The sequence below is a fragment of the Ectopseudomonas khazarica genome (assembly GCF_004521985.1).
GTDB lineage: Bacteria > Pseudomonadota > Gammaproteobacteria > Pseudomonadales > Pseudomonadaceae > Aquipseudomonas > Aquipseudomonas khazarica.
This window is the reverse complement of sequence record NZ_SBHZ01000014.1, coordinates 1-25,682: the sequence shown is the minus strand read 5'-3', so window position 1 is coordinate 25,682 and position 25,682 is coordinate 1. Positions and strand designations below refer to the sequence as shown.

Genomic DNA, 25,682 nt, shown 5'->3' with positions numbered 1-25,682 from the left:
CAGCTGCGCGTCGGCCATGCTGCTCGAAGGACAAGCTCGGAATGCTCATTCACCGCTCGAAAAGTCGAGCGCGACTCCTACCGGTCCTCGCCTGCTTGATTCGCTGGCGCTCACCCTTCGGGCCAGCCCTGGGCTGTGCATCCCGCTGGTCGTTGCACCTTGCATGACTCCAGCTCGCGAGACTTTGAACAGGCTCTACCCATGCAAGCGCTGTTGAACGAAATTCTCGATGAAGTCCGCCCGCTGATCGGCCAGGGCAAGGTCGCCGACTACATCCCCGCCCTGGCCAGTATCGTCCCCGATCAACTGGGCATCGCCGTGTACGGCAACGATGGCCAGCTGCATGTCGCCGGCGATGCGCGCACGCCGTTTTCCATCCAGAGCATCTCCAAGGTCTTCAGCCTGGTGCAGGCCATCGGCCACAGCGGCGAAGACATCTGGCAGCGCCTCGGCCACGAACCCTCGGGGCAGCCATTCAACTCGCTGGTACAGCTCGAGTTCGAACGCGGCAGGCCGCGCAACCCCTTCATCAACGCCGGCGCCCTGGTGATCTGCGACATCAACCAGTCGCGCTACGCAGCACCGGCGCTGTCGATGCGCGACTTCGTCCGGCGCCTGTCGGACAACCCGGAGGTGACGGTGGACAACCATGTCGCCGAGTCGGAGTACCAGCACCGCGCACGCAACGCGGCGGCGGCCTACCTGATGCAGTCGTTCGGCAATTTCCACAACGAGGTGGAGGCGGTGCTGCGCAGCTACTTCAGTTGCTGCGCCTTGCGCATGAGCTGCGTCGACCTGGCGCGGGCCTTCGGCTTCCTGGCCAACCAGGGGTTCTGCCAGCACAGCGGCGAGCAGGTGCTGTCGCCGCGCCAGAGCAAGCAGATCAACGCCATCATGGCCACCAGCGGGCTGTACGACGAAGCCGGCAACTTCGCCTATCGCGTCGGCCTGCCGGGCAAGAGTGGCGTGGGTGGCGGGATAGTCGCGGTGGTGCCGGGGCAGTTCAGCGTCTGCGTGTGGTCACCGGAGTTGAACGCCGCCGGCAACTCGCTGGCCGGCATGAAGGCCCTGGAGCTGCTCAGTCAGCGCATTGGCTGGTCGGTGTTCTGAGCCGATGGGCTATGGTCGCTACAGGCCGCACCGTCGTGCGGCCATCGAGAAGACCAGGAGTGCCCATGTCGATGCCCGAGTACCACATGTTCACCGCTGCCCCCGCACCGGTCGCGCCGTTCTCCCACGCCTGCGAAGCCGATGGCTGGGTGTTCGTCACCGGCCAGCTGCCCATCGAGCCGGGCGATGAGTCCGCGTCCCTGCCCGAGGGCATCGAGGCGCAGACCCACAAGACCTTCGACAACCTGCTGGTGGTGCTGAACGGCCTTGGCCTGGGCCTGGAGAACGTGGTTTCGGCACGCGCCTTCCTCACCGATTTCCACGCGGACTACCAGCGTTTCAATGCGGTGTATGCCAGCTACTTCCCCGAAGGCAGGCGCCCGGCCCGTACCTGCATCGGCACCACCGGCCTGGCCCGCCATGCGCGGGTGGAGATCGACTTCATCGCCAGGCGGCCATGACGGCCACCTACAGCAACTTGCGGTACTGGACGAAGCCCGAGCGTTCGCCGATGCGCTCGTAGAGCAGCTTGGCCTGGCTGTTGCTCTCGTGCGTCAGCCAGTGCACCCGCGAGCAGCCCGCTTCACGCGCCTGCTCGTAGACATGCTGGATCAGCCGGCGGCCGACACCGCTGCTGCGCTGGCCACGCGCGACGAACAGATCCTGCAGGTAGCAGTAGTCGCCCAGCGTCCAGGTCGAGCGGTGCATGACCCAGTGCACCAGCCCGATGGCCTGCTCGCCCTGCCAGGCCAGGGCCGCGCCCATCGGCTCGGCGGGGTCGAGAAAGCGCTGCCAGGTGGCGGCGCTGGCTTCCGCTGGTATGTCGGTCATGTAGAAGCGCTGGTAGCCCTGCCACAGGGGCAGCCAGGCTTCGTGGTCGGCAGCAACTACGGGGCGAATCTCGACGCTCATCGTCCTTCCTCTGTGGGCAGGTGGATCAGTCGTTCATCTCACCACAGAGATCGCGCGCCAGCCAGTGCTCGACCTCGTTCTGCAGCAGGCCGGCCCCGAGCAGGGCGAACAGCTTGCCCAGCGCAGCCTCGCGCGTCATGCCGCCACAGGACACCAGGCCGACCTCGGCCAGGCGACTGCCGGCGGCGTACACGCCGAACTGCACATGGCCCTGCGCGCACTGGCTGATCGCCGCCAGCACCACGCCACGCCCGTGCGCCTCGCGCAGCACTTCCATCAGCTCGGCATCGCCGGCAGGGCCGGTGCCGCTGCCGTAGCACTCCAGCAACAGGCCCTGGACACCGCTCGCCAGCAGGGCTCGCAGGTGCCCGGCCTGCACGGCGGGGTGCAACGGCAACACGGCGACGTTCACCGCACGACGAGCCTGGCGATAGTCGATGCGCGCGGTGATGACCGCCCGCTCGGCCTGACGCTCGCGGGGCAGCACCTGGAAGGCGTCGAAGGCGTCGCTGCGCAGCTTCGAGCAACGTGCACCGTGCAGCAGGTGGCCGTCGAAGAACAGATGCACCCCCGGCTTCACCCCACGATGCAACGCGCGCATCGCACCGAACAGATTGGGCCAGGCGTCGCCGCCTTCGACACCCGCCGGCTGCATGGCGCCGGTCAGCACCACCGGCACGTTGAAGCCCAGCAACAGGAAGCTCAGCGCCGCCGCGCTGTAGGCCAGGGTATCGGTGCCATGCAGCACCAGCACCGCGTCATGCTCACCCGCCTCGACGGCCTCGACGATCAGGTCGCGCAGGGCCAGCCAGTGGCCAGGGTTCATGTTGGCGCTGTCGATCAGCGGCAGCAGCTCGCGAAACTGCCAGTGCGGCAGCTCGCTGCCATCCTCGCGCGCCTGCTGGTCACGCATGCGCGCCTCGAAACCGGAGGCCGGCGCCAGGCCGTCGGCGCTCATCTGCATGCCGATGGTGCCGCCGGTGTACAGCACCAGGAGTCTTTCTGGGGTAGCCATGGGCTCTCCTCGCAAATCACGGGCATGAACCCCCTCGCAGGGGCTTCAGGCGTCCTGGTGGCGGCCTCAACAGGCAGCCACCTAATATGACAGGCCAAAAAAAGGGGGCCTCGCCCCCTTTTTTCCGGATCAACTCAACGCTGGAAAACGCGGTCACCGACTTCCGCAGGGTCTGCGGCGTTGCTCGGCTGGCTGCTCCACACAGCGGGGTCGAGGTCCAGATCGGCGAACTGCTTGGCATCGAACACCGGGGACTCGACGCCAGCCTTGATCTGGCTATCGTAGTCGCGCATCAGGCGCACGCCTACCTTGAACAGCAGCGCCAGGGCGATGAGGTTGGCGATGGCCAGCAGGCCCATGGTCACGTCGGCGAAGGCGAACACGGTGCCCAGGTCCTGCACCGAACCCCACAGCACCAGAACCACCACCAGCACACGGTAGACCATTACCGGGGCGCGCTTCTGGCTGAAGAAGCCCAGGGCGTTCTCGCCGAGGTAGTAGTTGTAGATCAGGGTGGTGAAGACGAACAGCAGCAGGGCGATGCTGATGAACACGCGGCCCCACTCGCCGACCACGGCGGCGACGGCAGTCTGGGTCAGGACCACACCGGCCTCTTCCATGCCCGGCTGATAGACACCGGAGAGCAGGATGATCAGCGCGGTGCAGCTGCACAGGATCAGGGTGTCGATGAACACGCTGAGCGACTGCACGATGCCCTGCGCGGCCGGGTGCTTGACCTCGGCGACGGCGGCCACGTTGGGCGCGCTGCCCAGGCCGGCCTCGTTGGAGAACAGGCCGCGCTTGACGCCCATGATGATGGCGGCGCCGATGCCACCGGCAAACGCCGGCTCCAGGCCGAACGCGCTCTTGAAGATCAGCGCGAAGGTGGCCGGCACTTCGGAGATGTTCAGGCCGATCACCAGCAGCGCCATGGCGATGTAGGAGAACGCCATGACCGGTACCAGCACGTCGGCGAACTGGGCGATACGCTTGATGCCGCCGAAGATGATCAGGCCGATCACCACGGTCAGGGCGATGCCGCTGACCAGCGTCGGTACGCCGAAGGTGTCATGCAGCGAGCTGGCCACGGTGAACGACTGCACCGCGTTGAAACCAAAACCGAAGGTCGCCAGCAGCAGGATCGACACGACGATGCCCAGCCAGCGCTGGCCGAGGCCATGCTGGATGTAGAACGCCGGGCCGCCACGGTAGGTACCGTCGGCTTCGCGGCGCTTGTACAGCTGCGCCAGGGAGCACTCGAAGAAGCTGGTGGCCATGCCGACCAGGGCAACGACCCACATCCAGAAGATGGCGCCCGGGCCACCGAGCATGATCGCCACCGAGACGCCGGCGATGTTGCCCGCACCCACGCGGCCGGCCACCGACAGCATCAGGGCCTGGAACGAGCTGAGCTGGCCAGGCTGGCGCTGCAGCGCTTCGCTGAAGATGCGGAACATGCTGCCGAAGTAGCGGAACTGAACGAAGCGTGAGGCGACGGTGAAGTACAGGCCGAGACCGATCAGCATCACGATCAGCAGCTTGCTCCAGATGAGGTCATTGAGAAGATCGAGCATGGGAGGCTTTCTCTCTTGTTGTTCTGAATAGGGAATGCGCCCGCCGGGCGGGAGGCGCAATGGTTGGTGAAGGCGCCGCAGGGGACAATTTCGCAGGTCGCGGCGAACTGACGCGAGTTGATGCTAGAATCGCATCTTTCGCATCAGCTGGAGCGGTCATATGTCCGATTCCCTCGGCAGCAACCTGAAACTGCTCTGCAGCCACTACCGCTCGATCGCCGAGGTGTGCCGCAAGCTGGCGATCAACCGCGCCCAGTTCAATCGCTACCTGGCGGGCCAGAGCAGGCCCACCGCGCACAACCTCAAGCGCATCTGCGATTTCTTCGGCGTCGAGCCGTTCGAACTGGCCATGCCGAGCGAGCAGTTCGCCCGCCTGATCGGCGCACGCAGCGGTGATGCGCCCAGCCATGGCGCCAGCGACCCCCTGCTGGAGCTGTTCGCCCCCCTGCGGCGTCAGGCCAGCCCGATGGACCGCTACTGCGGCTACTACTTCGAGTATTCCAACTGCATGTCGGTGCCCGGCCACGTGCTGCTGTCACTGGTGCACCTGCGCGAGGAGCGCGGCAACTACCTGTTCGAGCGCCAGGAACGCCAGGAGCGCCAGGAGCAGACCCGCGGCGGCAGCGAGGACTGGGTGCGCTGCCGCTACCTGGGCACGGCGCTGTTCCTGCAGGACCGCCTGTTCCTGGTGGACTACGAGTCGCTCACCGGTAACGAGATGAGCCAGACCATCCTGATCCCCAGCTTCAAGAGCCGCATCATCCGCCTCAACGGCATCAAGACCGGCGTCTCCAGCGGTGACCGGCGCACGCCGGCCTGCACCCGCGTGGTCTGGCAGTATCTGGGGCACGAGATCAACCGGGTCAACGCCTATCGCCAGTTGATGCTCTACGCACCGGATGACCCACGCATCGACGACGACGTGCGCCAGCGCCTGAGCGGCGCGCAACTGCGTGACGGCCTGTTCGAGATGGAATGAGGCCTTATCGACGCAGCGCCTCCAGGCGCTGCCGCTGCTGGCCCCGCTCGTCGAAGTTCTCCGCCGCCAGCCACAGCTGGAACGCAGTCCGGCAGCCCGGCCACTCGCCGTCGATGATGGAGAACCAGGCGGTGTCGCGGTTGCGCCCCTTGCGCACCATGTGCTGACGGAACAGGCCCTCGCGGGTGAAGCCAAAGCGCTCGGCGGCCCGCTCCGAGCGGGCATTGGCCGCATCGCACTTCCATTCCAGGCGGCGGTAGCCCAGGTCGTCGAAGGCATGCCGCGCCAGCAGGTAGATGGCTTCGGTGGCACCGGCCGTGCGCTGCATGGGCGCGCCGAAGGCGACGTGGCCAATCTCGATGCTGCCATCGAGCGCCATGATGCGCAGGTAGCTGAACAGGCCCAGGGCGCGGCCCGTGGCCTGGTCGATCACGGCATAGAACAGCGGATCGCGACTCTCGGCATTGCCCGTCAACCAGGCGTCGAAACTGGCGCGCTCGGTGAACGGACCGTAGGGCAGGTAATCCCACAGCGCGGGATCCGGCCCCTGCAGGGCGCACCAGAGGTCCTCGCCATGACGCGCCACATCCAGCGCCTCGATGCGCACGAAGCGGCCCTGCAGCACGCGCTGGTCCGGCTGCGGACGGGGTTGCCAGTGGGTGAGATCGGTGGTCATCAGAAGAGCTTCCTGTACTGGATGAAGCCGGAGCGGTCGCCAATGCGGTCGTAGAGCATGCGGCCCCGGTAGTTGGTTTCCTGGGTCAGCCAGTGCACGCGACTGGCACCGGCTGCCCGTGCCTCGCGGTAGACGTGCTCGATCAGCGCACGCCCGATCCCGGCACCGCGAATGTGCTCGGCGACATAGAGGTCCTGCAAGTAGCAGTAGTCGCCGCTGGTCCAGCAACTGCGGTGGTAGATGAAATGCACCAGGCCGATCGCCTGGCCCTCCTGCCAGGCCAGCGCAGCGTGCATCGGTTCGGCCGGGTCGAGAAAGCGCTGCCAGGTCACGGCGCTGGTTTCGGCCGCTATGTCAGCCTGATAGAAACGCTGGTAAGCCTGCCAGAGCGGCAGCCAGGCCGCATGGTCGTCGGCGGTTACAGGGCGAATGTCGAGCATTGGGCACTCCTTGTGTCTCAGTCGGTTGGATTCATCTGCTGGGCCAGCTCGCGGTCACTGGCACGGGCCGACTCCGCCAGGCCCGCACGCACGCCGGCCTGGTCGCCGGCCGAACGGTTCTGGCTGAGCTTCCACTTGCCCTCGATGCGACGGATCGGCAGGGCGAAGCCGACGATGGCGCGCAACATGGCGTCGATGTAGGCGCGCGGCGCGTCGCTCACCGCCCAGGGCCGGGCACGCCCCTGTTCATGACGGTCGCTGAGGCGGCTGACCAGGCGCAGCAGGCGCTCGGGGTCGTCGAACACCTCGGCCTGCCCCCAGGCATGCACGGCGATGTAGTTCCAGGTCGGTACCACCTTGCCGTGCTCGCCCTTGGCCGGGTACCAGCCGGGATGCACATAGCCATCCGCGCCGCTGAACACCACCAGGGCCTCGGTGCCAGTGGCGAGGTCTCGCCAGTGCGGATTGGCCCGGGCGAAGTGGCCGTAGAGCGTGCCGAACTCGCCTTCGTGCGGCTCCAGCAGCAACGGCAGGTGGCTGGCCTGCAGCCCCTGTTCGCCGGCACTGCTGAGCAGGGCGAGGCCGCTGGCCTGAATCTGCTGGTGCAGGGTGGCCAGGTCGTCCTGGCGAAAAGCGCTGGGGCAGTACATGAGCAGCTATCTCCGATGCGATAGCGCCATGCTAGGCGGGATATTGGTCTGCTGTAAGATCCATTACCGATCATTTCCATGGAGCCAATCAGTCGCCATGAAGCCTTCCGCACCGCTGTCGTTCGACCTCTCCGGCATCCAGCTGCAGGCTGGCCGTGGCCTGGCGCGCCAGCTCTACCAGGCGCTGCGCGAACGCATCCTCGACGGTCGTCTGGCGGGCGGCACGCGCCTGCCGGCCAGCCGCGAGCTGGCGACGTTGCTGGGCATTTCCCGCAACACCGTGACGCGTGCGCTCGATCAGCTGTATGCCGAAGGCTACGTGGCCGGGCGCGTGGGCGACGGCACCTACGTCGCCGAACTCGAGGCGCGCCGCCCGGCACCGCCACCGAGCGCCAGCGCGCTGCCTTGCAACCCGGTCCTGCAGCGCTTGCAGAGCCATCATCTGGCAGTGCCGCCCAGCGGTGCGCCACGCGCCTTTCGCATCGGCGTCCCGGCGTTCGACCTGTTCCCCTTCGACATCTGGGCACGCCTGCACGCACGCTTCTGGCGCAAGCCCGCGCTGGCGCGACTGGGCTACGGCGACCCGGCCGGCGACCTGGAACTGCGCCAGCTGATCGCCGCCTACCTGCGCACCGGGCGCGGCCTGGACTGCGACCCGCAGCAGATCGTCATCACCTGCGGCGCCCAGCAGGCCATCAGCCTCTGCGCCCAGTTGCTGGTACAGGCGGGTGACCGGGTCGCGCTGGAGAACCCCGGCTACCGCGCTGCCGGCCATGCCTTCGCCCTGGCCGGCGCGCAACTGCAGGGCGTGGCGGTGGACGACGACGGCCTGCAGGTCGCGGCCCTGCAACGCATCGACGACTGCCGCCTGGTCTACCTGACCCCTTCGCACCAGTACCCGACAGGCGTGACCCTGTCGCTTGCCCGGCGCCTGGAGCTGCTGGAGTGGGCCAAGCGCGAGGACGCCTGGATCATCGAGGACGACTACGACGGCGAGTACCGCTACCGCGGCACGCCCCTGGCGCCGCTGGCAGCCCTGGATCGTCAGCAACGGGTGATCTACATCGGCACCTTCGGCAAGCTGGCCTTCCCCGCGCTGCGCCTGGGCTACATGGTGCTGCCTGCGGCACTGGCGGAACCCTTCGCCCGTTGCCGGGCACTGGACATGCGCCACTCCGAAGTCGGCACCCAGGCGGTGATGGCCGAGTTCATCGCCGCCGGGCACTTCCAGCGGCACGTGCGGCGCATGCGCCAGGCCGCCCGGGCGCGTCGCGATGCGCTGCTGCAGGCCTGGCCGCACAGGCTGCCCGGCTGTGCGCCGCTGCCGCAGGTGAACGCCGGGCTGCACCTGTGCGTACGGGTAGACAGCCTGATGCGCGAGCGCGAGTTGCTGGATACGGCGCACGCCGCCGGGGTGGAGATGAACGGGCTGAGCGGCTATTGGCTGGAGGACAGCCGGGAACCCGACGATGAGCGCGCCGGCCTGGTGCTGGGCTTTGCCGCCGTGCCCGAGACGCAGATCGTCGACGCCGTGGCGCGCCTCAGGCAGGCCTGGCGCGTGTAGAGCACCAGGCCAGCACGCTGCGTTCCACGGCTGCGCTGTTTCGCAGCAGCGGATGTATCCGCGATCGGCGGCGTGGGCCATCCTCACAGCCCCGCGAATCAGGTCGCTCCCCCAGACCTGGGGCCTTGCGCTGCAACTGCAGTTCAGGCGCTGGGTCGCGGCTGGAGCGCCTCGCACAGAGTTCGCAGGCAAAAAAAGGGATGGCCTGGGCCATCCCTGAAGGGTGAGGCTGGTGAGGCCTCCTATGAAATCGTATGCGCCAGGTTGTGGATAACCTGACGCCGAAGAACATCAAGCCTCGTTGTCGCTGTTGTAGACGTCGCGATCCAGTTCGTTCTCGCTGCGCGCGACCAGGGCGGTGGTCATCAGGTCGCCCGTGACGTTCACCGTGGTGCGGGCCATGTCGAGGATGCGGTCGATCCCCGCGATCAGCGCCACGCCTTCCAGCGGCAGGCCCACGGAACTCAGCACCAGGCCGAGCATGATCAGGCCCGCGCCGGGGATGCCGGCGGTGCCCACCGAGGCCAGGGTCGCGGTGAGGATGATCATCAGGTACTGGCCGGCGCTCAGGTCGATGCCGAAGGCCTGGGCGATGAACAGCGCCAGCACACCCTGGTAGATCGCGGTGCCGTCCATGTTGATAGTGGCGCCCACCGGCAGCACGAAACCGGCCACGCCCTGGGATACACCGAGGTTCTTGCGCGCGCACTCGATGGACACCGGCAGCGTGCCGGAACTGCTCGAGGTGCTGAAGGCCACCGCCAGCGCCGGCGCGATGCCACGGAAGAAACGCAACGGGCTGAGGCGCGCCAGGACACCGATCAGGCTGCCGTAGACCAGCAGCATGTGGGCGATGCTGGCCAGGTAGATCACACCGATCACACCGGCCAGGGGCAGCAGCACCTCGATACCGTGGGAAGCCACCACCCCGGCGATCAGCGCGAACACGCCGATGGGCGCGAAGCGCATCACCAGATCGGTGAGCTTGTAGAGCACCTCGGCCAGGCTGTCGAACAGGCGAATCGCCGGTGCGGCCTTCTCGCCGACCAGGTTCATGCTCACGCCCAGGGCGATGGCGAAAACGATGATCTGCAGGATGTTGCCTTCGGCGAAGGCGGTCACCGGGTTGGTCGGCACCAGGCCCACCAAGATCTGCACCAGCGACGGCGCCTGCTTGGCCTCTGCGCTGCCGCTGGCGACCATGTGCATGCCCTCGCCGGGGCTGAACAGGGTGCCGAACGCCAGGCCGATGCTCACCGCGAAGGCGGTGGTGATCAGGTAGATGGCGATGGTCTTGACGCTGATGCGGCCGAGCTTGGCGCTGTCGCTCATGGCGGTGATGCCCGCCACCAGCGAGATGAACACCAGCGGCACGATGAGCATCTTGATCGCGTTGAGGAACAGTGCGCCGACCGGGGCCAGCGCCAGTGCACCCGGCTTGTACAGCATGCCGACGACGACGCCGAGTACCAGGCCGACGAGAATCTGCTGCCACAGCGGCACGCGCGCAAGGAGAGAAGGGGAAGCGGTGTTGCTTTGACTCATGTGGTTGTCACCCGGATTGTCATTGTTGTGGGGTCGTCTGCCCGACCTCGGCACCGCCTGCCGGCAGGCTGCGGGGCAGAAAGAAACGCGCCGCACTCGAATGAGTGCGGCGCCGATGTTGCCGGTCGAATCAGCTCTGCAGCGGTACCAGGCGCGGAGCGATCATGTTCTCCGGGCGCAGGATGTCGGCCAGGGTGGCCTCGTCGAGCAACTGCTCTTCGCGCACCAGCTCCAGCACACCGCGACCGCTCTCCAGAGCGACCTTGGCGATGCGGGTGGCGTTCTCGTAGCCGATGTAGGGATTGAGTGCCGTGATCAGGCCGATGGAGTTCTCCATCAGTGCACGGCAATGCGCCTCGTTGGCGGTGATGCCGTCGATGCACAGCTCGCGCAGCATATCCATGGCGCGGGTCAGCAGGCGGATCGAGTCGAAGATCTTGTAGGCGATCAGCGGCTCCATGACGTTCAGCTGCAGCTGGCCACCCTCGGCCGCCATGGTCAGTGCCAGGTCGTTGCCGATCACTTCGAAGGCCACCTGGTTGACCGCCTCCGGGATCACCGGGTTGACCTTGCCCGGCATGATCGAGCTGCCCGGCTGGCGGGCCGGCAGGTTGATCTCGTTGATGCCGGTGCGCGGGCCGCTGGAGAGCAGGCGCAGGTCGTTGCAGATCTTCGACAGCTTCACCGCAGTGCGCTTGAGCATGCCGGAGAACAGCACGAAGGCGCCCATGTCGCTGGTGGCCTCGATCAGGTCGGCGGCCGGCTTGACCGGATGACCGCTGATCACGCCGAGGCGCTTGACCGCCAGGGCCTGGTATTTCGGGTCGGCATTGATGCCGGTGCCGATCGCGGTGCCGCCCAGGTTGACCTCGTGCAGCAGGGTCGGCGCGAGCATCTTCAGGTGCTGCAGGTCTTCGCCCAGGGTGGTGGCGAAGGCATGGAACTCCTGGCCGAGGGTCATCGGCACGGCGTCCTGCAACTGGGTGCGACCCATCTTCAGCACATGGCCGAACTCCAGGCCCTTGGCCGCCAGCGACTGGATCAGCTTGTCCAGGGCGTTGAGCAGGCTCTCGTGACCCAGCAGCAGGCCCAGACGGATGGCAGTGGGGTAGGCGTCGTTGGTCGACTGCGCCATGTTCACGTCGTTGTTCGGGTGCAGGTGCTGGTACTGGCCCTTCTCATGGCCCATGGCTTCCAGGGCGATGTTGGCGATGACCTCGTTGGCGTTCATGTTGGTCGAGGTACCGGCACCGCCCTGGATCATGTCGACCACGAACTGGTCGTGGAACTCGCCCTGGATGATGCGGGCACAGGCGGTGCTGATCGCCGTATGCTTGGCCGCGCTGAGGTGGCCCAGCTCGCGGTTGGCATCGGCCGACGCCTGCTTGACCATGGCCAGGCCGATCACCAGTTTCGGGTAGTGCGACAGCGTCACCCCGGACAGGCGGAAGTTCTGCACGGCACGCAGGGTCTGGACGCCGTAATAGGCATCAGCGGGGACTTCGAGGGTGCCGAGCAGGTCTTTTTCGACGCGAACAGATGCAGCAGAGGACATGATAGCGATGACTCTTGGTAAATACGGCGAGTGCCGCGATGCCCATAGAATATGGCCTCATGCCGTCTTGCGACCAATGCCGTTGCTTGCTGCCCTATGCACAATCGGCATAATGTCGACGTGACATTCGCTGCATTCGCAACGTATGAGCCCAGGGTGGACGACGCTTCGCCTGCACAACCTCGCCCGGCAACGGAGACGCGATGAATCTGGAAACCAAATGGCTGGAGGACTTCATCGTCCTGGCCGCCACCCGCAGCTTCTCCCAGGCCGCCGCCAAGCGCTTCGTCACGCAGCCGGCCTTCAGCCGGCGTATCCGCAGCCTGGAGGCCATGCTCGGACTGACCCTGGTCGACCGCTCCTGCACCCCCATCGAACTGACCGAGTCGGGCCGTCTGTTCCTGGTCACCGCGCGCAGCCTGGTGGAACAGCTCGGCGAGGTGGTGCGCCATCTGCACAATCTGGAGGGGCAGCGCGGCGAGGTGCTGTCGATCGCCGCGGCGCACTCGCTGACCCTGGGCTTCTTCCCCGAATGGATCGCCCGCCTGCGCCGCGAAGGGCTGCCGCTGACCACCCGGCTGGTGGCCACCAACGTCGGTGAAGCAGTGCACTCGCTGCGCGAGGGGGCCTGCGACCTGATCCTCGCCTACTACGACCCTGACGCGGCCCTGCAGATGGACCCGGAGATCTTTCCCTCGCTGCACCTGGGTGCTACCTCGATGCTGCCGGTCTGTGCGGTGAACGAGGCCGGCGCGCCGCTGTTCGACCTCGACGCCGGACAGAGCGTACCGCTGCTGGCCTACAGCGCCGGCGCCTTCCTCGGCCGCTCGGTCAACCTGCTGCTGCGCCAGCGCGCCCTGCGCTCGACCACCGTGTACGAGACCGCCATGGCCGACAGCCTGAAGAGCATGGCCCTGCAGGGCATGGGCGTGGCCTGGGTGCCACGCCTGTCGGTGACCGCCGAGCTGGCGCGTGGCGAGCTGGCCATCTGCGGTGGCGAACACTGGCAGATCCCCCTGGAAATCCGCCTGTACCGCTGCGCCCTGGTGCGCAAGGCGGCGGTACGCTTGCTCTGGCGCAAGCTGGAGACGGGGGAGCCGGCGCGTGCATGAGGACGCCGAACAACGCGCCCTGGCCGACGTCAGGACTGACCGACCACGACCTCGCTGATCTGCATGATCGGCACCAGGTCGGTGTAGTTGGCGATGTCCGCGAGAATCTCCTGCGCATGCGGCGCGAATCCGGCTTGAAAGGCTTCGACGGAGTCCGCATAGACATGACACATGCCGACGTAGGCGGGCGGATCATCGGGCGAGCCACCGGCCACCCCCTTGTCGACGGTGTAGAACAGGCAGGCATCGCCCATCCTGGCTTTCACCAGCGGCATGTGCGTGTCGCGGTAGTAGGCGTGGTCGAAACGCGCGCCGGGCTTGTAGGGATACATCACACTGACCTTGATCATCTGGCTCTCCTGAGTGCCTGCAGAACGCCACGGCGACATCGGCCTGGCGCGCAGGGAAAGATAGCTGAAGCAGAAGCTGGCAGACTGCTGCAGCGCCCCCTTATCCACAGCTGACACGCGAGAGACGACGATGGCACCCACAAGACCCGGCCTGCGGCTCATCGCGGCGATGGAAGCCTGCAAAGGCCTCATCTCGCTCGTGGTCGCGCTTGGCCTGCATGAGCTGGCCGGGCGCAACCTGCAGCAGATGGCCGAGGCGCTGGTCAGCCATGCGCATCTGAATCCTGCCAGTCACCTGCCTGGTATTTTCCTGCACGCGGTGAAGTCGCTGCCCGACATCGACCTGTCACTGCTGGCCATCGGCGCACTGGCCTACGCCGTCATCCGCCTGATCGAAGCCTATGGCCTGTGGAAAGGGCTGCTCTGGACGGAGTGGTTCGCCTTGGCCAGCGGGGCGATCTACCTGCCGTTCGAGGTCTACGAGATGCTGACCCACAGCAGCGCCCTGAGCGCCGCCGTGTTCGTGCTCAACCTCCTCGTGGTCGGCTACATGGCGCGCGTGCTGCTGGTGCAGCGAGGGCAGGCCAGCCACCCACGCTGACGCCCGGCACGACAGAGCGCACGGAATGTGTGCGCTCTGCAGGGGGTGGCGTCAGCCGCGAGCCTTCAGCGAGTCACTTGCCCGACTTGATCGACGTCCAGGCGCGGGTGCGCACACGCTCGATCTTCTGCGGCAGCGGCTGCACCACGTACAGCGACTTCTGCATCTCGGCGGTTGGTGTCAGGTCCTGGTCGGCGGCGATTTCCTCGCTCACCAGCTTCATGCCTGGCACGTTGGGGTTGGGGTAGCCGAGGAAGTCGCTGATCGGGGCGATGACCTGTGGATCGAGCAGGTGATTGATGAAGGCAAGCGCCTCATCCTTGTTCTGCGCGCTCTTGGGAATGGCCCAGGTGTCGAACCAGATCGGCGCGCCTTCCTTCGGCAGACGCCAGTTGATGACCACGCCGTTACCCGCCTCCTTGGCGCGGTTGGCGAACTGGTAGAAGCTGCCGGAGTAGCCGATGGCCACGCAGATGTCGCCGTTGGCGATGTCGGTCATGTACTTGGCGGAATGGAAGTAGGCCACGTACGGACGCACCTTCAGCAGCAGCTCGGTGACCTTGTCATAGTCGGCCGGGTTGGTGCTGTTCGGGTCCAGGCCCAGGTAGTGCAGGGCGATGGGGATGATCTCGCTGGGCGAGTCGAGCATGGCGACGCCACAGGACTTGAGCTTCTCCATGTACTCGGGCTTGAACACCAGATCCCAGCTGTTCACCGGTGCATCCTCACCGAGGGCGGCCTTGACCTTGTCCGGGTTGTAGCCGATCAGCACGGTGCCGTACATGTAGGGCACGCCGAACTGGTTGCCCGGATCGTTCTTCTCCAGCAGCTTGAGCAGCACCGGGTCGAGGTTCTTCCAGTTGGGCAGCTTGGACTTGTCCAGCGGGGCGAACACGCCGGCCTTGATCTGGGTTTCGAGGAACTGGTTGGACGGGATCACCAGGTCATAGCCGGAGTTGCCGGTGAGCAGCTTGGCTTCCAGCGCCTCGTTGGTCTCGAAGGTGTCCCAGGTCAGCTGGATACCCGACTGCGCCTGGAAGTCCTTGGGCACGGACGGCAGGATGTAGTCCGCCCAGTTGTACACGCGCAGCTCCTTGGCCTGTACCGCACCGCTGAGCAAGGTGGCGCCGCACAGGGCGGCGCCGAGCATCTGTTTGATGGCTTTCATCGTTTCTCACCCCTGAAGTGTCGTTATTGGTCTTTGGGTAAGGCGGACAACGCTCTATCCGTGCACCGAGCGTATGGCGGTGGACGAAAAAGCCTCGCCCACCCTACGCGCGTTCGAAACCTTCCAGCACGTTGACCGCGTTGACGCCGATGGCCTCGACCGCGTAGCCGCCTTCCATGATGAACAGCGTCGGCAGGCCGAGCGCGGCGATGCGCCGGCCCATGCTCAGGTAGTCCGGGCTGTCGAGCTTGAACTGCGAGATCGGGTCTTCCATGTAGGTGTCCACGCCGAGCGATACCACCAGCACCTCGGCGCCGTATTCGGCGATGCGCTGGCACGCCTGCTCCAGCGCCGCGCCCCAGGCCTCCCAGGAGCTGCCCATCGCCAGCGGGTAGTTGAAGTTGCAGCCTTCGCCCTCACCCTCGCCCAGCTCGTCGGCGTAACCGAGGAAGAAGGGGAACTCCTCGGCGGGGTCGCCATGGATCGAGGTGAACAGCACGTCGCTGCGGCGATAGAAGATGTCCTGCGTGCCGTTGCCGTGGTGATAGTCGACATCGAGGATCGCCACCTTCCTGCGCCCCTGATCGATGAAGGCCTGGGCGGCGATGGCGGCATTGTTCAGGTAGCAGTAGCCCCCCATCACGTCGGCGGCGGCATGATGGCCTGGCGGACGGCACAGGGCGAATGCAGCGCGGGCGCCAGCGGCGATCTCGGCCTGGGCGCTGAGGGCCACCTGGGCGGCGCTGTAGGCGGCCTGCCAGGTGCCGGCGGTGATCGGTGCGCCACCGTCGAAGCTGTAGTAGCCGAGCTGGCCATGCAGGTCACTGGGCATCATCGCGCGCAGGGTGCGGGCCGGCCAGGTGAACGGCAGCAGATCACCCTTGCCGCCCTGTGCCTGCCAGCGCGTCCAGGCACCCTGGAAGAAGTCGAGGTAGGGCTTGCTGTGGATGCGCTCGATCGGCGCCAGGCCGAAATCCCTGGGCGCATGGACATCACCGAGCTGGCGGTCCCTGACACGCGCGAGGACATGATCGGCACGCTGCGGCTTCTCGAAGCAGGGCATCAGCTGCCCGTCGATCAGCTCGCACTTGCCGTGGTGCAGGTGGTGGTCGTCACTGTAGTACGTGAGCATGCAAAGCGCTCCAGGCCTGTTGTTGTGCCTGCATTGTTCGCTCACTCGCGCCGCATCGAGAACGCTGACAATGGCCAAAAGGGGATCGAAATGGCCAAATCTCGCTGTCACCGGGAGACTGGTCGTTCCTCGCGCTGCGCACAGCCCGCATGACGATCGACGCTGACGGCGGCCAATTACACCTTGGTGGGTGCGTCGGTGCCGAGGCTTTTCGCGGCTGAAGCCGCTCCTACGGAATCGAGCCAACCTGTGGCCCGGCGCGCTATGCGCGGAAACGGCTCGGCGGCACGCCGCTCCAGCGCTGGAAGGCATGACGAAAGCTGGCGGTCTCGCTGAAGCCGAGCACCTCGGCTATCCGGTACACCGGCCACTGTTCTTCGCCGAGCAGGGCCTTGGCCCGTTCGAAGCGCAGCTCGTCGAGCAACCCCTGGTAGCTGGTACCCAGCTCCTGGAGGTGACGACGCAGGGTGCGCGGCGAACAGTGCATCTGCTGCGCCAGGCTCTCCAGCCCCGGTGGCTCGGCCAGTTGCGCGGCAAGCAGCTGGCGCACCCGCTCCAGCCACGCCTGGCGGCTGCTGAACTCGGCATTCAGGCGGCGGCAGCGCTCGACCATGTCACCGTGGGTGACGCTGTCAGCCAGCGGCAAGCGGCGCTCCAGCAAGGCAGCGGGAAAGGCGAAGGCGTTGCGTTGCGCATCGAACCGCAACGGGCAGGGAAAACTGAGTGCATAGCGCGCCACGTAATCCGGCTGTGCATGGGTGAACTCGGCACCCTCGAGCGCGAGCGGCTGACCGAGCAGCTCGTCACCGATCAGCTTCAGCGAAGCCAGGCACATCTCCACGTTGAATACTTCCAGCGCCTCGGCATCGCGATAACCGCTGGCGCAGACCCAGGCCAGTTCACCCTCGACCTGCAACTCCAGGCGGAAGTAGGTGCCGAGCAGCGCCGGGTACTGCAACAGCAGGCGCCAGGCGTCACCAAAGGTGGCAGCCGACAATGCGGCGTAACCGAGCAGCCCATAGGAGGAAACATGCAGGCTGCGCCCCAACTCCAGGCCCATGTCGGCTCGCAGGGTCAGGGCATTGGCGCACACCTGCAGTTCCTGCACCCGTTTGATGCGTGCGTCCGGGCTGTCCAGATCGGCCGCACCAATGCCGCTTCCGGCCAGCAAGCGCGGGTGCAATTGTGGCTGGTCGGCGAAGCGTTGCAGAACCAGGGAAACGACGTGCAGGGTGGTCAGAGGAGCGTGCAGCATGATGCGTTCCGTGTGCGCAGACGGGCAAAGGAACGCAAGAAACATGCCTTGCACTTCTTGCGACCGGGATGGATTCAGGCCTGCGTCATGAACTCGTGCAAAGTCCGCCAACGGTTGGCCGTGCTACAGTCCGCGCCGTTTTTCAAGGATGATTCTTATGCGAACCTCACTCCGTACCGCACTCCTGCCCGTTTGCCTGCTCCTCGCAGCCTGCGGGCAGGAGCCCCAGGTCAAACTGCGATTCGACGAAGCCATTCGTGAAGGTGCCGGCATAAAAGGCACCTATCTCGATAGTCTGCAACGGCTCTTTCAGGAGTTGGGTTATCGCCCCGGTCATCTGCGTTACACCCTGGTCGATGGCGATGACCAGGCGCTCATGGTCAGACTACAGTCCGGGCCGCTGGAAGCTGTGCAGCGTGAAGCCCTGACAGCGCGTTTCACTCCGATCGTGCAGGCCAGAGAACACTGGCCGGCCACCCTTGAGATCACTGCCATTGAGGATGCGCTGCCGATGCCGCTGCGCACGTCGTTCACCGCCCACGGCCGACCGTTCATGGTCAAGCAAGCGAACCTCAGAACACTCGACCGCCCCTCCTCACTGGAGGAAGTGTTCTGCCGCATCGAGGTGAAGTTGAATGAGGCACTGCCTCCGCTGAGCTTTCAGCGCGCCCGAAACTGGGGCGACGAAGACCAGCCGGGCAGCATTGGCGTGCTCTCTGTGGACTCGGAAAACGTAAGTACGCCGGCCAGGCTTCACTTCAGCGATCCGGAGTTGCAAAAGGCCGTGGACGAACGACTGGTAGAGGTGATCATCGACAACAATGACCACCTGACAAGCCCCATCAAGGAACTGGTGTTCGAGATCGGCAGCATGGGCAAACATGTTCTGCTCGGGCAGCGCACGCTGCTGGGCGACGGTTATGAAGAGGATTGCGCCCACATGGCCGTGAAAACCGGGCGCCCCTTCAACCTGTTCATGGGCCAGGGAGTCGATCGACTGACGGCGTTCGAACTGCTCGACAACGAAGGCTGATGCCCTGCCCGGAGGCAGGGATCGGGATCAGCGGTTACGCAGGATGGCGTTGATGAAGTCGCCCTGATTCGCTTCTTGCGGATGGGTGGTGAACAGCAGCTGTCCGTCCTTCTCGTGCAGTTTCAGCCCCTCGCCGAAACGGCAGTCGACACCCTTGAGGGTCTTGGCTTCGGCCTTGTAGCGATCATCCTTGCCGCACAGGTAGGCCATCTGGCTGACCACCTCGCCGCAGAAGCTCGGCACGCTGAGGCTCATCAGTTGCTCGTCGGAGAGCGCACTCCAGTTGACCTTGGTGCCCAGCGGGGTCGCGCAGGCCTTGCTCGCTTCGCCGTCCATCTCCTCCAGGCGCGCGCTGTAGTCGGCCACACGCTGCTTGCGGTCGAACGCCGCGAGGCGCGCCTGCAAGCCGTCTTTCTCCTGTTTCTGATAGAGCGCGAGCAGGTCGCCGGTCTTGAGCGACTTGGTCTTGCTCTCGTCATAACTGAGTTCGAAGCCCTGGGTGTTCGGCAGGTTGAGCTGGTAGCTCTCGCCGCCCCAGGCACGGCGCTTGTTCAGCAGGTTGTAGTCACGGCCATCGAGGCGGATGCCGTAGTCGCGCTGTTCGTTGCCCAGTTCACGGATGTCGGTGAGGAACACCACTTCATCGAGCGGATGGTTGATGCCGCGCACCTGAACCAGCGCCTGCTTGCCGTCAGCCGACGGCGCCAGCGCCAGGCTTACGCCCTGGCCGGCATCGAATACCTGCGGGTGCTTGGCCAGCTCGACGGCCGAGACGTGTAGGGAAAGCACGGAAAGGGCAAACAGTGAAACGTACTGTTTCATGGCGATACGTCCTTGTAGGAATGACAGGCGCACAGTATAGCCACGCCACTGGCGATGATCTGTGCGCCCGTCCGCGCTCGGCCTGTAGGAAATCTGCCTATCCGAAGCGGTTCTCAATCAGAACTGCAACACGATCCGCCCTTCGATCTGCCCACCGCGCATCTGTTCGAAGATGCCGTTGATGTTGTCGAGCTTGTCGCTGTGCACCGTGGCCTTGACCAGGCCCTCGCCCGCGAAGTCCAGCGCCTCCTGCAGATCCGCTCGGGTGCCGACGATGGAACCGGTGATGCTGATGGCCTTGAGCACCACATCGAAGATCGGCGTCGGGAAATCGCCTGGTGGCAAGCCGACCAGCGCTACCGTGCCGTGCCGGCGGGCCATGCCGATGGCCTGGCCGAACGCCGCGTTGGACACGGCGGTGACCAGCACGCCATGGGCGCCGCCGATGTCGCGCTGCACCACCTCGGCCGGGTTCTCCTTGCGGGCGTTGATGGTCAGGCTGGCGCCCAGCTTGCGCGCCAGCTCCAGCTTGGCGTCGTCGACATCCACCGCGATCACGTGCAGGCCCATGGCACGGGCGTACTGCACGGCGACGTGGCCGAGGCCACCGATGCCGGAGATCGCCACCCACTGGCCGGGGCGTGCCTTGGTCTCCTTGAGGCCCTTGTACACCGTCACACCGGCGCAGAGGATCGGGGCGATCTCGAGGAAATCGACATTCTTCGGCAGGATGCCGACGTAGTTGGGGTCGGCCAGCACGTATTCGGCATAGCCACCGTTGATCGAATAACCGGTGTTCTGCTGGCTCTCGCAGAGGGTTTCCCAGCCGGTCAGGCAGTGTTCGCAGCAGCCACAGGCGGTGTACAGCCAGGGCACCCCGACGCGGTCGCCCTCCCTGACCCGCGTCACCCCGCTACCCACCGCCGCCACGTAACCGACCCCCTCGTGGCCGGGAATGAATGGCAGGCTGGGTTTTACCGGCCAGTCGCCTTCGGCGGCGTGCAGGTCGGTGTGGCACACACCCGAGGCCTCGATCTTCACCAGAATCTGCCCGGGGCCGGGCAGCGGGATCTTCACCTCCTCGATACGCAGCGGTTCGCCGAAGGCGTGGACGACTGCGGCTTTCATGGTCTGGTTCATGCGCTGTTCCTCTTCCATGCGAGTGTCTCGCCAGTGTGCGCGCCTGACGCCCACGGGCATTGCTCCAGAGCAAGGTTTAGGCGGTTTCCCCGGGGCGCCACGGCTGGCATGACAAACGGTCATGGCAACTGCCCGCCCGCCGTGGCTTTACGGTATACTGCGCGGCCTTCGGCCGGCAGCACCCGGCCAACCGAACATTCACAAGCCACGCTGGCCTGCCCGCGTGGCTTGTTGGTTTTTGACGCGCCCTGCGGGGCACACCTTTGACGCGCCGCGAGGCGCCCGAGATGAAGAGGCACGACGATGAGCGCACTGGTTGGCGTGATCATGGGCTCCAAGTCCGATTGGTCCACCCTTAGCCACACCGCCGAGATGCTGGACAAGCTGGGCATTCCCCACGAGGTCAAGGTGGTCTCTGCCCACCGCACCCCGGACCTGCTGTTCCAGTACGCCGAGGAAGCCGAAGCACGCGGTATCCAGGTGATCATCGCGGGTGCCGGCGGCGCCGCGCACCTGCCGGGCATGTGCGCGGCCAAGACCCACCTGCCGGTGCTCGGCGTACCGGTGCAGTCGTCCATGCTCTCGGGCGTCGACTCGCTGCTGTCGATCGTGCAGATGCCGGCCGGTATTCCTGTCGCCACCCTGGCCATCGGCAAGGCGGGGGCAGTCAACGCGGCGTTGCTCGCAGCCAGCATCCTCGGTCACCAGCACCCGCAGTTCCACGCGGCGCTCAAGCAGTTCCGCGAGGAGCAGACCGAGACCGTGTTGAGCAACCCGGACCCGCGCGAGGCCTGATGCCCATTCCATCAGGGGCTGTGACACGGCGCCTTTGCACGCCGTCCGCTGCCCGGAATGCTCATTTACCGGCGTAAACTCCGCTTCCTGCATTGCGGGCAGCGTTCAACTGCTTGGTCTCGCCACCTGCTAAAAAGGGGTTTTGTTATGAAAATCGGTGTGATCGGTGGCGGCCAGCTGGGCCGCATGATGGCGCTGGCGGGGACTCCGCTGGGCATGAACTTCGCCTTCCTCGACCCGGCGCCGGACGCCTGCGCCCAGGCACTCGGCGAGCACATCCGCGCCGACTACGGCGACCAGGACCACCTGCGCCAGCTGGCCGACGAAGTCGACCTGGTCACCTTCGAGTTCGAGAGTGTGCCTGCCGAGACCGTGGCCTTCCTCTCGCAGTTCGTGCCGGTCTATCCGAGCGCAGAAGCCCTGCGCGTAGCCCGTGACCGCTGGTTCGAAAAGTCGATGTTCAAGGACCTCGGCATTCCCACGCCGGAGTTCGCCGACATCCAGTCGCAGGCCGACCTGGACGCCGCCGTGGCCAGCATCGGCCTGCCGGCCGTGATGAAGACCCGCACCCTGGGCTACGACGGCAAGGGCCAGAAAGTCCTGCGCCAGCCCGAGGACGTGACTGGCGCCTTCGCCGAACTGGGCAGTGTGCCGTGCATCCTCGAAGGCTTCGTGCCCTTCACCGGCGAGGTTTCGCTGATCGCCGTGCGTGCCCGTGATGGCGAGACCCGTTTCTACCCGCTGGTGCACAACACCCACGACAGCGGCATTCTCGCCCTGTCCATCGCCAGCACCGACCACCCGCTGCAGAAGCTGGCCGAGGACTACGTCGGCCGCGTGCTGGACAAGCTCGACTACGTCGGCGTGCTGGCCTTCGAATTCTTCGAGGTGGACGGCGGCCTCAAGGCCAACGAGATTGCCCCGCGCGTGCACAACTCCGGGCACTGGACCATCGAGGGTGCCGAGTGCAGTCAGTTCGAGAACCACCTGCGCGCCGTCGCCGGCCTGCCGCTGGGCTCCACTGCCAAGCTGGGCGAGAGTGCCATGCTCAACTTCATTGGCGAAGTACCGCCGGTGGACAAGACCATCGCCATCGCCGACTGTCACCTGCACCACTATGGCAAGGCCTTCAAGGCCGGGCGCAAGGTCGGCCACGCAACCCTGCGCAGCGCCGATCGCGCCACGCTGGAGGCGCGCATCGCGGACGTTGAAGCGCTGATCGCCAAGCGCTGAGCGAGCATTTCGCAGCTAAGCTCTTGAACGACGGTGGTCGTTCAAGAGCCTCCCATGAAGTACCTCTTTTCCCTGCTGCCTCTGCTGTTCGCCCTGACCTGTGCCGGGGCTGAGGACGCATTGCGCGTCGACTTCCGCGAACGCCCACCGGAGATGCGCGCAGTCGATGGCATGCCCAGCGGCCCGCTGATCAGCGTGCTGGAGACCGCGGCCGGGCGCATCGGCGTGGACGTGCACTGGCGCCTGGCGCCCTTCCTGCGCAGCCTCGACGATCTGCGCTCGGGGCGTATCGACCTGGTACCACGCGTGCTGATGACCGAACCACGCAGCGAGTACATCCATTTCCTTCCGAGCATCGGCAGCCAGCAGCTCAACGTGCGCTTCATCGTGCGTCCCGGCAGGGAAGGCGAGCTGAACCGCTACGAAGACCTCCATCGACTGTCCGTGGGGGTCAAGCGCGGCACCGCCTACTTCGAGCCCTTCGACAGCGACGGTCAGCTCGATCGCGTCTACGCCAGCGACGATGCACAACTGGTCGCCATGTTCCGCGCCGACCGCCTCGACGCCATCGCCGTGCTCGACGCGATTCCGATGGAAACGCAGCTCCAGGCCATGAACTTTCGCGACTACAGCTACGCGCACTACGCCCATCAGCAGACGCTGGACAACCACTTCGGCGCATCGCTGGCACGCTACCAGGGCGACCGACACGCACTCTACGACCGCCTTGCCGCCGAACTGGAGCGCATGCGCGCGGACGGCGAAATTGCACTGATCTACCGCCGCCATGGCGTTGCGCCACCCAATGAGGCGAACTGATTGCCCCGCCGGGCTGTCCGATACAGACACTGACTCAAGGAGACCCGCCAATGGGCATTATCGGCACCATCTTCATCGGCCTGATCGTCGGGCTGGTTGCACGCTTTCTCAAACCCGGCGATGACAGCATGGGCTGGATCATGACCATCCTGCTGGGCATCGGCGGCTCCATCGCCGCCACCTACGGCGGCCAGGCACTGGGCATCTACCAGGCCGGCCAGGCGGCCGGTTTCATCGGTGCGGTGATCGGCGCCATCGTTCTGCTGGTAATCTACGGCGCTATCAAGAAGGGCTGAGTAGCCGCCTGGCGGAGCCAGGGGGACTCACTCGGTCCCTGCCGGCTCCACCGCCTTCGCCGCCACGAGATACCCCAGCCATGCGCCACCTGCTCCTCTCCCTGCTGCTCCTGTCCGGCCTGGCTCATGCCGAACTGCCGGAAACCGACTGGCTCGACCTGATGCCCGCCGAAGACCGCCAGGCCCTCGAAGACATGCCCGAGATCAGCCATGACAGCCCTGAAGGCGACAGCGCCTTCTACGGTACGGACGGCCTGCGCCAGCAGGACAAGGACCTGCCTGCCGTGATGTATTCGGCCAAGACCGTCGCCGCACTCGACGGCAAGGCCATCCGCCTGGGCGGCTATCCGGTACCGCTGGAAAGCGACGAGAAAGGCAACAGCACCCTGTTCTTCCTAGTTCCCTACCCCGGCGCCTGCATCCACGTACCACCGCCACCGCCCAACCAGCTGGTGCTGGTGCGCTATCCCAAGGGCATTCAGCTCGAGAACATCTACGCGCCCTTGTGGGTCAGCGGCGAACTCAAGGTAGAGACGATCAGCAATGAACTGGCCGACGCCGCCTACGCCATGGATGCCGGCGAGGTGCGCCTGGTGACCGACGAAGACCTCTGACAGACGACCAACCTCGGCCCGGAGCCCAAGCATGAAAGCCGCCACCCTGCTGTTGCTGTGCCTGCTGTCCAGCGTTGCCCTGGCCATGGAACCTGGCGAGCGCCTGGCGCCGTGGACGCTGCTGGATCAGTTCGACGCGCCCTACACCCTGAACGACGAGACTCACATCCTCCTGGTCGCCCGCGACATGGACGGCGCCAAGCTGGTCAACGCCGCGCTCGAAGGCCAGCCCAAGGGCTACCTGCAACAGCGCCAGGCGGTCTTCCTCGCCGACATCAGCCGCATGCCCAGCGTGATCGCCACCCTTTTCGCCCTGCCGAAGATGCGCGACTACAACTACCGCATCCTTCTCGACCGCAACGCCCGCATCGCGCCGCGCTACCCGGCCGGCGAGGGCGAGGTGCTATGGCTGCAGCTGGAGGATGGGCAACTGCTGGAGCAGAAGGTGTTCAAGGACGCGACGACGTTGAAGCAGGCGCTGGATTCAGTGCAGGCACCATGAGAATCCACTCCGCCAGCACCTGATCGCCCTGCGTCGCGCCTCGCTCTCGAAGCAAGGCCAGCGCGGCAGTCAGATAGGCCCCCTGCTCTCGGCCTCCGCTGGCAACGTACAGCGCGGCATCGTCCCGCGCCTGCATGAGGACCTTTTCATCACGCCCTTCGATTGCCGCTGATGTCCACATGAACGGCGCTGTCGTCGCCATGGTGGTCAGAATCGGGGAGTAGAGCACCAGCCCTGACGATATCAGTGGGTCATTGAATTCGACGTCACCTACCGCCTGGACGTCTGCGAACCAGCATGACCCGATCAATGCAGCCAGCAGTGTGGCGCCTGGCCGGCGAAGGCCTGCCATCTGGCCGCATGCGGGCCGCAAGAAACTGCGTAAATCATTCGACACGATGTTGGAGGGCCTCACCATTCTTCCTTATTGAGTTTCCCGAGCGGAAACCGGCTTCCGAGCCGCGCAGCCGTAAAGGCCGCTTTCTACCTGGCGATGACCTGGCCATCACATTCGACCAGCCAGGCCAGAGACTCGACTCAACTTGCCCAAACACAGGGTGATGTCTTCTGCTGCTGGCATCCGTTCGCTCGGATCGCCCACGCCCTTCAGGAAGTCAGCCGTCTGGAGAGCATCACCGTCAGCGTTGTGCCACCCTGATGTGCCAACGCGAGTCAGGCACTCAATCGTGACCGGTTCCTTTCTTGCTTCCCGGCAATGCCAAGAGCGTGACCCCACTGATACAGGCCAAACCGATGAAAACTGCAGACAAGGTCAAGAGGTAATCAAGTT

At 65.6% G+C, this 25,682-nt stretch carries 28 protein-coding genes; 13 read left to right on the top strand and 15 right to left on the bottom strand.

Annotation, left to right across the window (positions count from 1 at the left end; genetic code table 11):
* Window positions 1-201: 201 nt before the first annotated feature.
* Entirely contained in the window at window positions 202-1,110 is a 909-nt protein-coding gene (glsB, locus tag EPK82_RS17950; RefSeq protein ID WP_037053994.1) for a glutaminase B, read from the top strand.
* A 65-nt stretch (window positions 1,111-1,175) separates the two neighbouring features.
* The gene (locus tag EPK82_RS17945) at window positions 1,176-1,571 is read left to right on the top strand and encodes a RidA family protein (protein ID WP_134677555.1); all 396 of its coding nucleotides are present in this window, start codon (window positions 1,176-1,178) and stop codon (window positions 1,569-1,571) included.
* Window positions 1,572-1,578: 7 nt separating this feature from the next.
* Here EPK82_RS17945 and EPK82_RS17940 read toward each other — a convergent pair whose 3' ends face one another.
* From EPK82_RS17940 to EPK82_RS17930, 3 genes are all read right to left on the bottom strand, one after another.
* Complete coding sequence (locus tag EPK82_RS17940; RefSeq protein WP_037054000.1) at window positions 1,579-2,022, bottom strand: GNAT family N-acetyltransferase; 444 nt, start codon at window positions 2,020-2,022, stop codon at window positions 1,579-1,581.
* Between the two features lie 25 nt (window positions 2,023-2,047).
* Window positions 2,048-3,037 carry an asparaginase gene (locus EPK82_RS17935; protein ID WP_134677554.1) on the bottom strand — a complete coding sequence of 330 codons (990 nt, stop codon included), beginning with the start codon at window positions 3,035-3,037 and terminating at the stop codon, window positions 2,048-2,050.
* A 134-nt stretch (window positions 3,038-3,171) separates the two neighbouring features.
* On the bottom strand, window positions 3,172-4,611 hold the full coding sequence (locus EPK82_RS17930) for an alanine/glycine:cation symporter family protein (protein WP_037054005.1): 1,440 nt from the start codon (window positions 4,609-4,611) through the stop codon (window positions 3,172-3,174).
* Window positions 4,612-4,771: 160 nt separating this feature from the next.
* Between EPK82_RS17930 and EPK82_RS17925 the strand changes: the two genes are divergently transcribed.
* Window positions 4,772-5,590: a helix-turn-helix domain-containing protein gene (locus EPK82_RS17925; RefSeq protein WP_037054009.1), complete on the top strand. Its 819-nt coding sequence runs from the start codon at window positions 4,772-4,774 to the stop codon at window positions 5,588-5,590.
* Between the two features lie 4 nt (window positions 5,591-5,594).
* Here the strand turns inward: EPK82_RS17925 and EPK82_RS17920 are convergent, their stop codons facing one another.
* The 3 genes from EPK82_RS17920 to EPK82_RS17910 are packed head-to-tail and all read right to left on the bottom strand — an operon-like array spanning window position 5,595 to window position 7,356.
* Window positions 5,595-6,266, bottom strand: a complete 672-nt coding sequence (locus EPK82_RS17920) for a GNAT family N-acetyltransferase (protein WP_134677553.1) — start codon at window positions 6,264-6,266, stop codon at window positions 5,595-5,597.
* Window positions 6,266-6,706 (bottom strand): GNAT family N-acetyltransferase, encoded by a 441-nt coding sequence (locus tag EPK82_RS17915; protein ID WP_134677552.1) that lies wholly within the window; start codon window positions 6,704-6,706, stop codon window positions 6,266-6,268. Before EPK82_RS17915 ends, EPK82_RS17920 begins: the two co-directional genes overlap by 1 nt.
* Window positions 6,707-6,723: 17 nt before the next feature.
* Window positions 6,724-7,356 (bottom strand): FMN-binding negative transcriptional regulator, encoded by a 633-nt coding sequence (locus EPK82_RS17910; protein ID WP_134677551.1) that lies wholly within the window; start codon window positions 7,354-7,356, stop codon window positions 6,724-6,726.
* Window positions 7,357-7,453: 97 nt separating this feature from the next.
* Here EPK82_RS17910 and pdxR point away from each other — a divergent pair, with 97 nt between their 5' ends.
* Window positions 7,454-8,920, top strand: coding sequence for a MocR-like pyridoxine biosynthesis transcription factor PdxR (gene pdxR, locus EPK82_RS17905; protein WP_134677550.1), 1,467 nt, complete (start codon window positions 7,454-7,456; stop codon window positions 8,918-8,920).
* A 291-nt stretch (window positions 8,921-9,211) separates the two neighbouring features.
* Here the strand turns inward: pdxR and EPK82_RS17900 are convergent, their stop codons facing one another.
* On the bottom strand, window positions 9,212-10,465 hold the full coding sequence (locus EPK82_RS17900) for a dicarboxylate/amino acid:cation symporter (RefSeq protein WP_134677549.1): 1,254 nt from the start codon (window positions 10,463-10,465) through the stop codon (window positions 9,212-9,214).
* 130 nt (window positions 10,466-10,595) lie between these two features.
* A complete protein-coding gene (locus tag EPK82_RS17895; protein ID WP_037054020.1) occupies window positions 10,596-12,020 on the bottom strand; it encodes an aspartate ammonia-lyase in 1,425 nt (474 codons plus the stop codon).
* A 203-nt stretch (window positions 12,021-12,223) separates the two neighbouring features.
* Here EPK82_RS17895 and EPK82_RS17890 point away from each other — a divergent pair, with 203 nt between their 5' ends.
* Entirely contained in the window at window positions 12,224-13,132 is a 909-nt protein-coding gene (locus tag EPK82_RS17890; RefSeq protein WP_037054022.1) for a LysR substrate-binding domain-containing protein, read from the top strand.
* Window positions 13,133-13,161: 29 nt separating this feature from the next.
* On the opposite strand, the gene EPK82_RS17885 is transcribed toward EPK82_RS17890, so the two are convergent.
* Window positions 13,162-13,482, bottom strand: a complete 321-nt coding sequence (locus tag EPK82_RS17885) for an EthD family reductase (protein WP_047584351.1) — start codon at window positions 13,480-13,482, stop codon at window positions 13,162-13,164.
* A 130-nt stretch (window positions 13,483-13,612) separates the two neighbouring features.
* Here EPK82_RS17885 and EPK82_RS17880 point away from each other — a divergent pair, with 130 nt between their 5' ends.
* Window positions 13,613-14,083, top strand: coding sequence for a DUF2127 domain-containing protein (locus EPK82_RS17880; protein WP_134677548.1), 471 nt, complete (start codon window positions 13,613-13,615; stop codon window positions 14,081-14,083).
* Window positions 14,084-14,156: 73 nt separating this feature from the next.
* On the opposite strand, the gene EPK82_RS17875 is transcribed toward EPK82_RS17880, so the two are convergent.
* The 3 genes from EPK82_RS17875 to EPK82_RS17865 all read right to left on the bottom strand — a co-directional run bounded on the left by EPK82_RS17875 (window position 14,157) and on the right by EPK82_RS17865 (window position 17,638).
* Complete coding sequence (locus EPK82_RS17875) at window positions 14,157-15,251, bottom strand: polyamine ABC transporter substrate-binding protein (protein WP_037054030.1); 1,095 nt, start codon at window positions 15,249-15,251, stop codon at window positions 14,157-14,159.
* Window positions 15,252-15,354: 103 nt separating this feature from the next.
* Window positions 15,355-16,383, bottom strand: coding sequence for a histone deacetylase family protein (locus EPK82_RS17870; protein ID WP_134677547.1), 1,029 nt, complete (start codon window positions 16,381-16,383; stop codon window positions 15,355-15,357).
* 262 nt (window positions 16,384-16,645) lie between these two features.
* Window positions 16,646-17,638, bottom strand: coding sequence for an AraC family transcriptional regulator (locus EPK82_RS17865; RefSeq protein ID WP_134677546.1), 993 nt, complete (start codon window positions 17,636-17,638; stop codon window positions 16,646-16,648).
* A 157-nt stretch (window positions 17,639-17,795) separates the two neighbouring features.
* Between EPK82_RS17865 and EPK82_RS17860 the strand changes: the two genes are divergently transcribed.
* Window positions 17,796-18,671 carry a hypothetical protein gene (locus tag EPK82_RS17860; RefSeq protein ID WP_134677545.1) on the top strand — a complete coding sequence of 292 codons (876 nt, stop codon included), beginning with the start codon at window positions 17,796-17,798 and terminating at the stop codon, window positions 18,669-18,671.
* Between the two features lie 27 nt (window positions 18,672-18,698).
* Here EPK82_RS17860 and EPK82_RS17855 read toward each other — a convergent pair whose 3' ends face one another.
* Window positions 18,699-19,493, bottom strand: coding sequence for a hypothetical protein (locus tag EPK82_RS17855; RefSeq protein ID WP_037054036.1), 795 nt, complete (start codon window positions 19,491-19,493; stop codon window positions 18,699-18,701).
* A gap of 117 nt (window positions 19,494-19,610) precedes the next feature.
* Entirely contained in the window at window positions 19,611-20,633 is a 1,023-nt protein-coding gene (adhP, locus tag EPK82_RS17850) for an alcohol dehydrogenase AdhP (RefSeq protein WP_037054062.1), read from the bottom strand.
* Between the two features lie 303 nt (window positions 20,634-20,936).
* Between adhP and purE the strand changes: the two genes are divergently transcribed.
* The 6 genes from purE to EPK82_RS17820 all read left to right on the top strand — a co-directional run bounded on the left by purE (window position 20,937) and on the right by EPK82_RS17820 (window position 24,892).
* The gene (gene purE / locus EPK82_RS17845; RefSeq protein WP_037054038.1) at window positions 20,937-21,428 is read left to right on the top strand and encodes a 5-(carboxyamino)imidazole ribonucleotide mutase; all 492 of its coding nucleotides are present in this window, start codon (window positions 20,937-20,939) and stop codon (window positions 21,426-21,428) included.
* Between the two features lie 147 nt (window positions 21,429-21,575).
* On the top strand, window positions 21,576-22,661 hold the full coding sequence (locus EPK82_RS17840) for a 5-(carboxyamino)imidazole ribonucleotide synthase (protein WP_037054039.1): 1,086 nt from the start codon (window positions 21,576-21,578) through the stop codon (window positions 22,659-22,661).
* Between the two features lie 54 nt (window positions 22,662-22,715).
* Window positions 22,716-23,480 carry a substrate-binding periplasmic protein gene (locus EPK82_RS17835; RefSeq protein ID WP_134677544.1) on the top strand — a complete coding sequence of 255 codons (765 nt, stop codon included), beginning with the start codon at window positions 22,716-22,718 and terminating at the stop codon, window positions 23,478-23,480.
* A gap of 50 nt (window positions 23,481-23,530) precedes the next feature.
* Window positions 23,531-23,776 (top strand): GlsB/YeaQ/YmgE family stress response membrane protein, encoded by a 246-nt coding sequence (locus EPK82_RS17830; protein ID WP_047590125.1) that lies wholly within the window; start codon window positions 23,531-23,533, stop codon window positions 23,774-23,776.
* Window positions 23,777-23,856: 80 nt separating this feature from the next.
* The gene (locus tag EPK82_RS17825) at window positions 23,857-24,390 is read left to right on the top strand and encodes a DUF3299 domain-containing protein (RefSeq protein WP_134677543.1); all 534 of its coding nucleotides are present in this window, start codon (window positions 23,857-23,859) and stop codon (window positions 24,388-24,390) included.
* Between the two features lie 31 nt (window positions 24,391-24,421).
* Window positions 24,422-24,892 (top strand): FAD/FMN-containing dehydrogenase, encoded by a 471-nt coding sequence (locus tag EPK82_RS17820; protein WP_134677542.1) that lies wholly within the window; start codon window positions 24,422-24,424, stop codon window positions 24,890-24,892.
* On the opposite strand, the gene EPK82_RS25055 is transcribed toward EPK82_RS17820, so the two are convergent.
* Complete coding sequence (locus tag EPK82_RS25055; RefSeq protein WP_244230020.1) at window positions 24,840-25,307, bottom strand: DUF2388 domain-containing protein; 468 nt, start codon at window positions 25,305-25,307, stop codon at window positions 24,840-24,842. The two genes, EPK82_RS17820 and EPK82_RS25055, sit on opposite strands and share 53 nt — an antisense overlap.
* Window positions 25,308-25,682: the final 375 nt, after the last annotated feature.

Bases quoted from the DNA above. Each gene is read 5' to 3' on its own strand.
- EPK82_RS17840 (WP_037054039.1), top strand. From the start codon at position 21,576: ATGAAAATCGGTGTGATCGGTGGCGGCCAGCTGGGCCGCATGATGGCG.
- EPK82_RS17900 (WP_134677549.1), bottom strand. From the start codon at position 10,465: ATGAGTCAAAGCAACACCGCTTCCCCTTCTCTCCTTGCGCGCGTGCCG.
- EPK82_RS17875 (WP_037054030.1), bottom strand. From the start codon at position 15,251: ATGAAAGCCATCAAACAGATGCTCGGCGCCGCCCTGTGCGGCGCCACC.
- EPK82_RS17855 (WP_037054036.1), bottom strand. From the start codon at position 19,493: ATGAAACAGTACGTTTCACTGTTTGCCCTTTCCGTGCTTTCCCTACAC.
- EPK82_RS17880 (WP_134677548.1), top strand. From the start codon at position 13,613: ATGGCACCCACAAGACCCGGCCTGCGGCTCATCGCGGCGATGGAAGCC.
- EPK82_RS17910 (WP_134677551.1), bottom strand. From the start codon at position 7,356: ATGTACTGCCCCAGCGCTTTTCGCCAGGACGACCTGGCCACCCTGCAC.
- EPK82_RS17945 (WP_134677555.1), top strand. From the start codon at position 1,176: ATGTCGATGCCCGAGTACCACATGTTCACCGCTGCCCCCGCACCGGTC.
- EPK82_RS17865 (WP_134677546.1), bottom strand. From the start codon at position 17,638: ATGCTGCACGCTCCTCTGACCACCCTGCACGTCGTTTCCCTGGTTCTG.
- EPK82_RS17930 (WP_037054005.1), bottom strand. From the start codon at position 4,611: ATGCTCGATCTTCTCAATGACCTCATCTGGAGCAAGCTGCTGATCGTG.
- pdxR (WP_134677550.1), top strand. From the start codon at position 7,454: ATGAAGCCTTCCGCACCGCTGTCGTTCGACCTCTCCGGCATCCAGCTG.
- EPK82_RS17915 (WP_134677552.1), bottom strand. From the start codon at position 6,706: ATGCTCGACATTCGCCCTGTAACCGCCGACGACCATGCGGCCTGGCTG.
- EPK82_RS17835 (WP_134677544.1), top strand. From the start codon at position 22,716: ATGAAGTACCTCTTTTCCCTGCTGCCTCTGCTGTTCGCCCTGACCTGT.
- EPK82_RS17935 (WP_134677554.1), bottom strand. From the start codon at position 3,037: ATGGCTACCCCAGAAAGACTCCTGGTGCTGTACACCGGCGGCACCATC.
- EPK82_RS17820 (WP_134677542.1), top strand. From the start codon at position 24,422: ATGAAAGCCGCCACCCTGCTGTTGCTGTGCCTGCTGTCCAGCGTTGCC.
- EPK82_RS17830 (WP_047590125.1), top strand. From the start codon at position 23,531: ATGGGCATTATCGGCACCATCTTCATCGGCCTGATCGTCGGGCTGGTT.
- EPK82_RS17885 (WP_047584351.1), bottom strand. From the start codon at position 13,482: ATGATCAAGGTCAGTGTGATGTATCCCTACAAGCCCGGCGCGCGTTTC.
- EPK82_RS17895 (WP_037054020.1), bottom strand. From the start codon at position 12,020: ATGTCCTCTGCTGCATCTGTTCGCGTCGAAAAAGACCTGCTCGGCACC.
- purE (WP_037054038.1), top strand. From the start codon at position 20,937: ATGAGCGCACTGGTTGGCGTGATCATGGGCTCCAAGTCCGATTGGTCC.
- adhP (WP_037054062.1), bottom strand. From the start codon at position 20,633: ATGAACCAGACCATGAAAGCCGCAGTCGTCCACGCCTTCGGCGAACCG.
- EPK82_RS17860 (WP_134677545.1), top strand. From the start codon at position 17,796: ATGCGAACCTCACTCCGTACCGCACTCCTGCCCGTTTGCCTGCTCCTC.
- EPK82_RS17825 (WP_134677543.1), top strand. From the start codon at position 23,857: ATGCGCCACCTGCTCCTCTCCCTGCTGCTCCTGTCCGGCCTGGCTCAT.
- EPK82_RS17870 (WP_134677547.1), bottom strand. From the start codon at position 16,383: ATGCTCACGTACTACAGTGACGACCACCACCTGCACCACGGCAAGTGC.
- EPK82_RS17925 (WP_037054009.1), top strand. From the start codon at position 4,772: ATGTCCGATTCCCTCGGCAGCAACCTGAAACTGCTCTGCAGCCACTAC.
- EPK82_RS17940 (WP_037054000.1), bottom strand. From the start codon at position 2,022: ATGAGCGTCGAGATTCGCCCCGTAGTTGCTGCCGACCACGAAGCCTGG.
- EPK82_RS17920 (WP_134677553.1), bottom strand. From the start codon at position 6,266: ATGACCACCGATCTCACCCACTGGCAACCCCGTCCGCAGCCGGACCAG.
- EPK82_RS17890 (WP_037054022.1), top strand. From the start codon at position 12,224: ATGAATCTGGAAACCAAATGGCTGGAGGACTTCATCGTCCTGGCCGCC.
- glsB (WP_037053994.1), top strand. From the start codon at position 202: ATGCAAGCGCTGTTGAACGAAATTCTCGATGAAGTCCGCCCGCTGATC.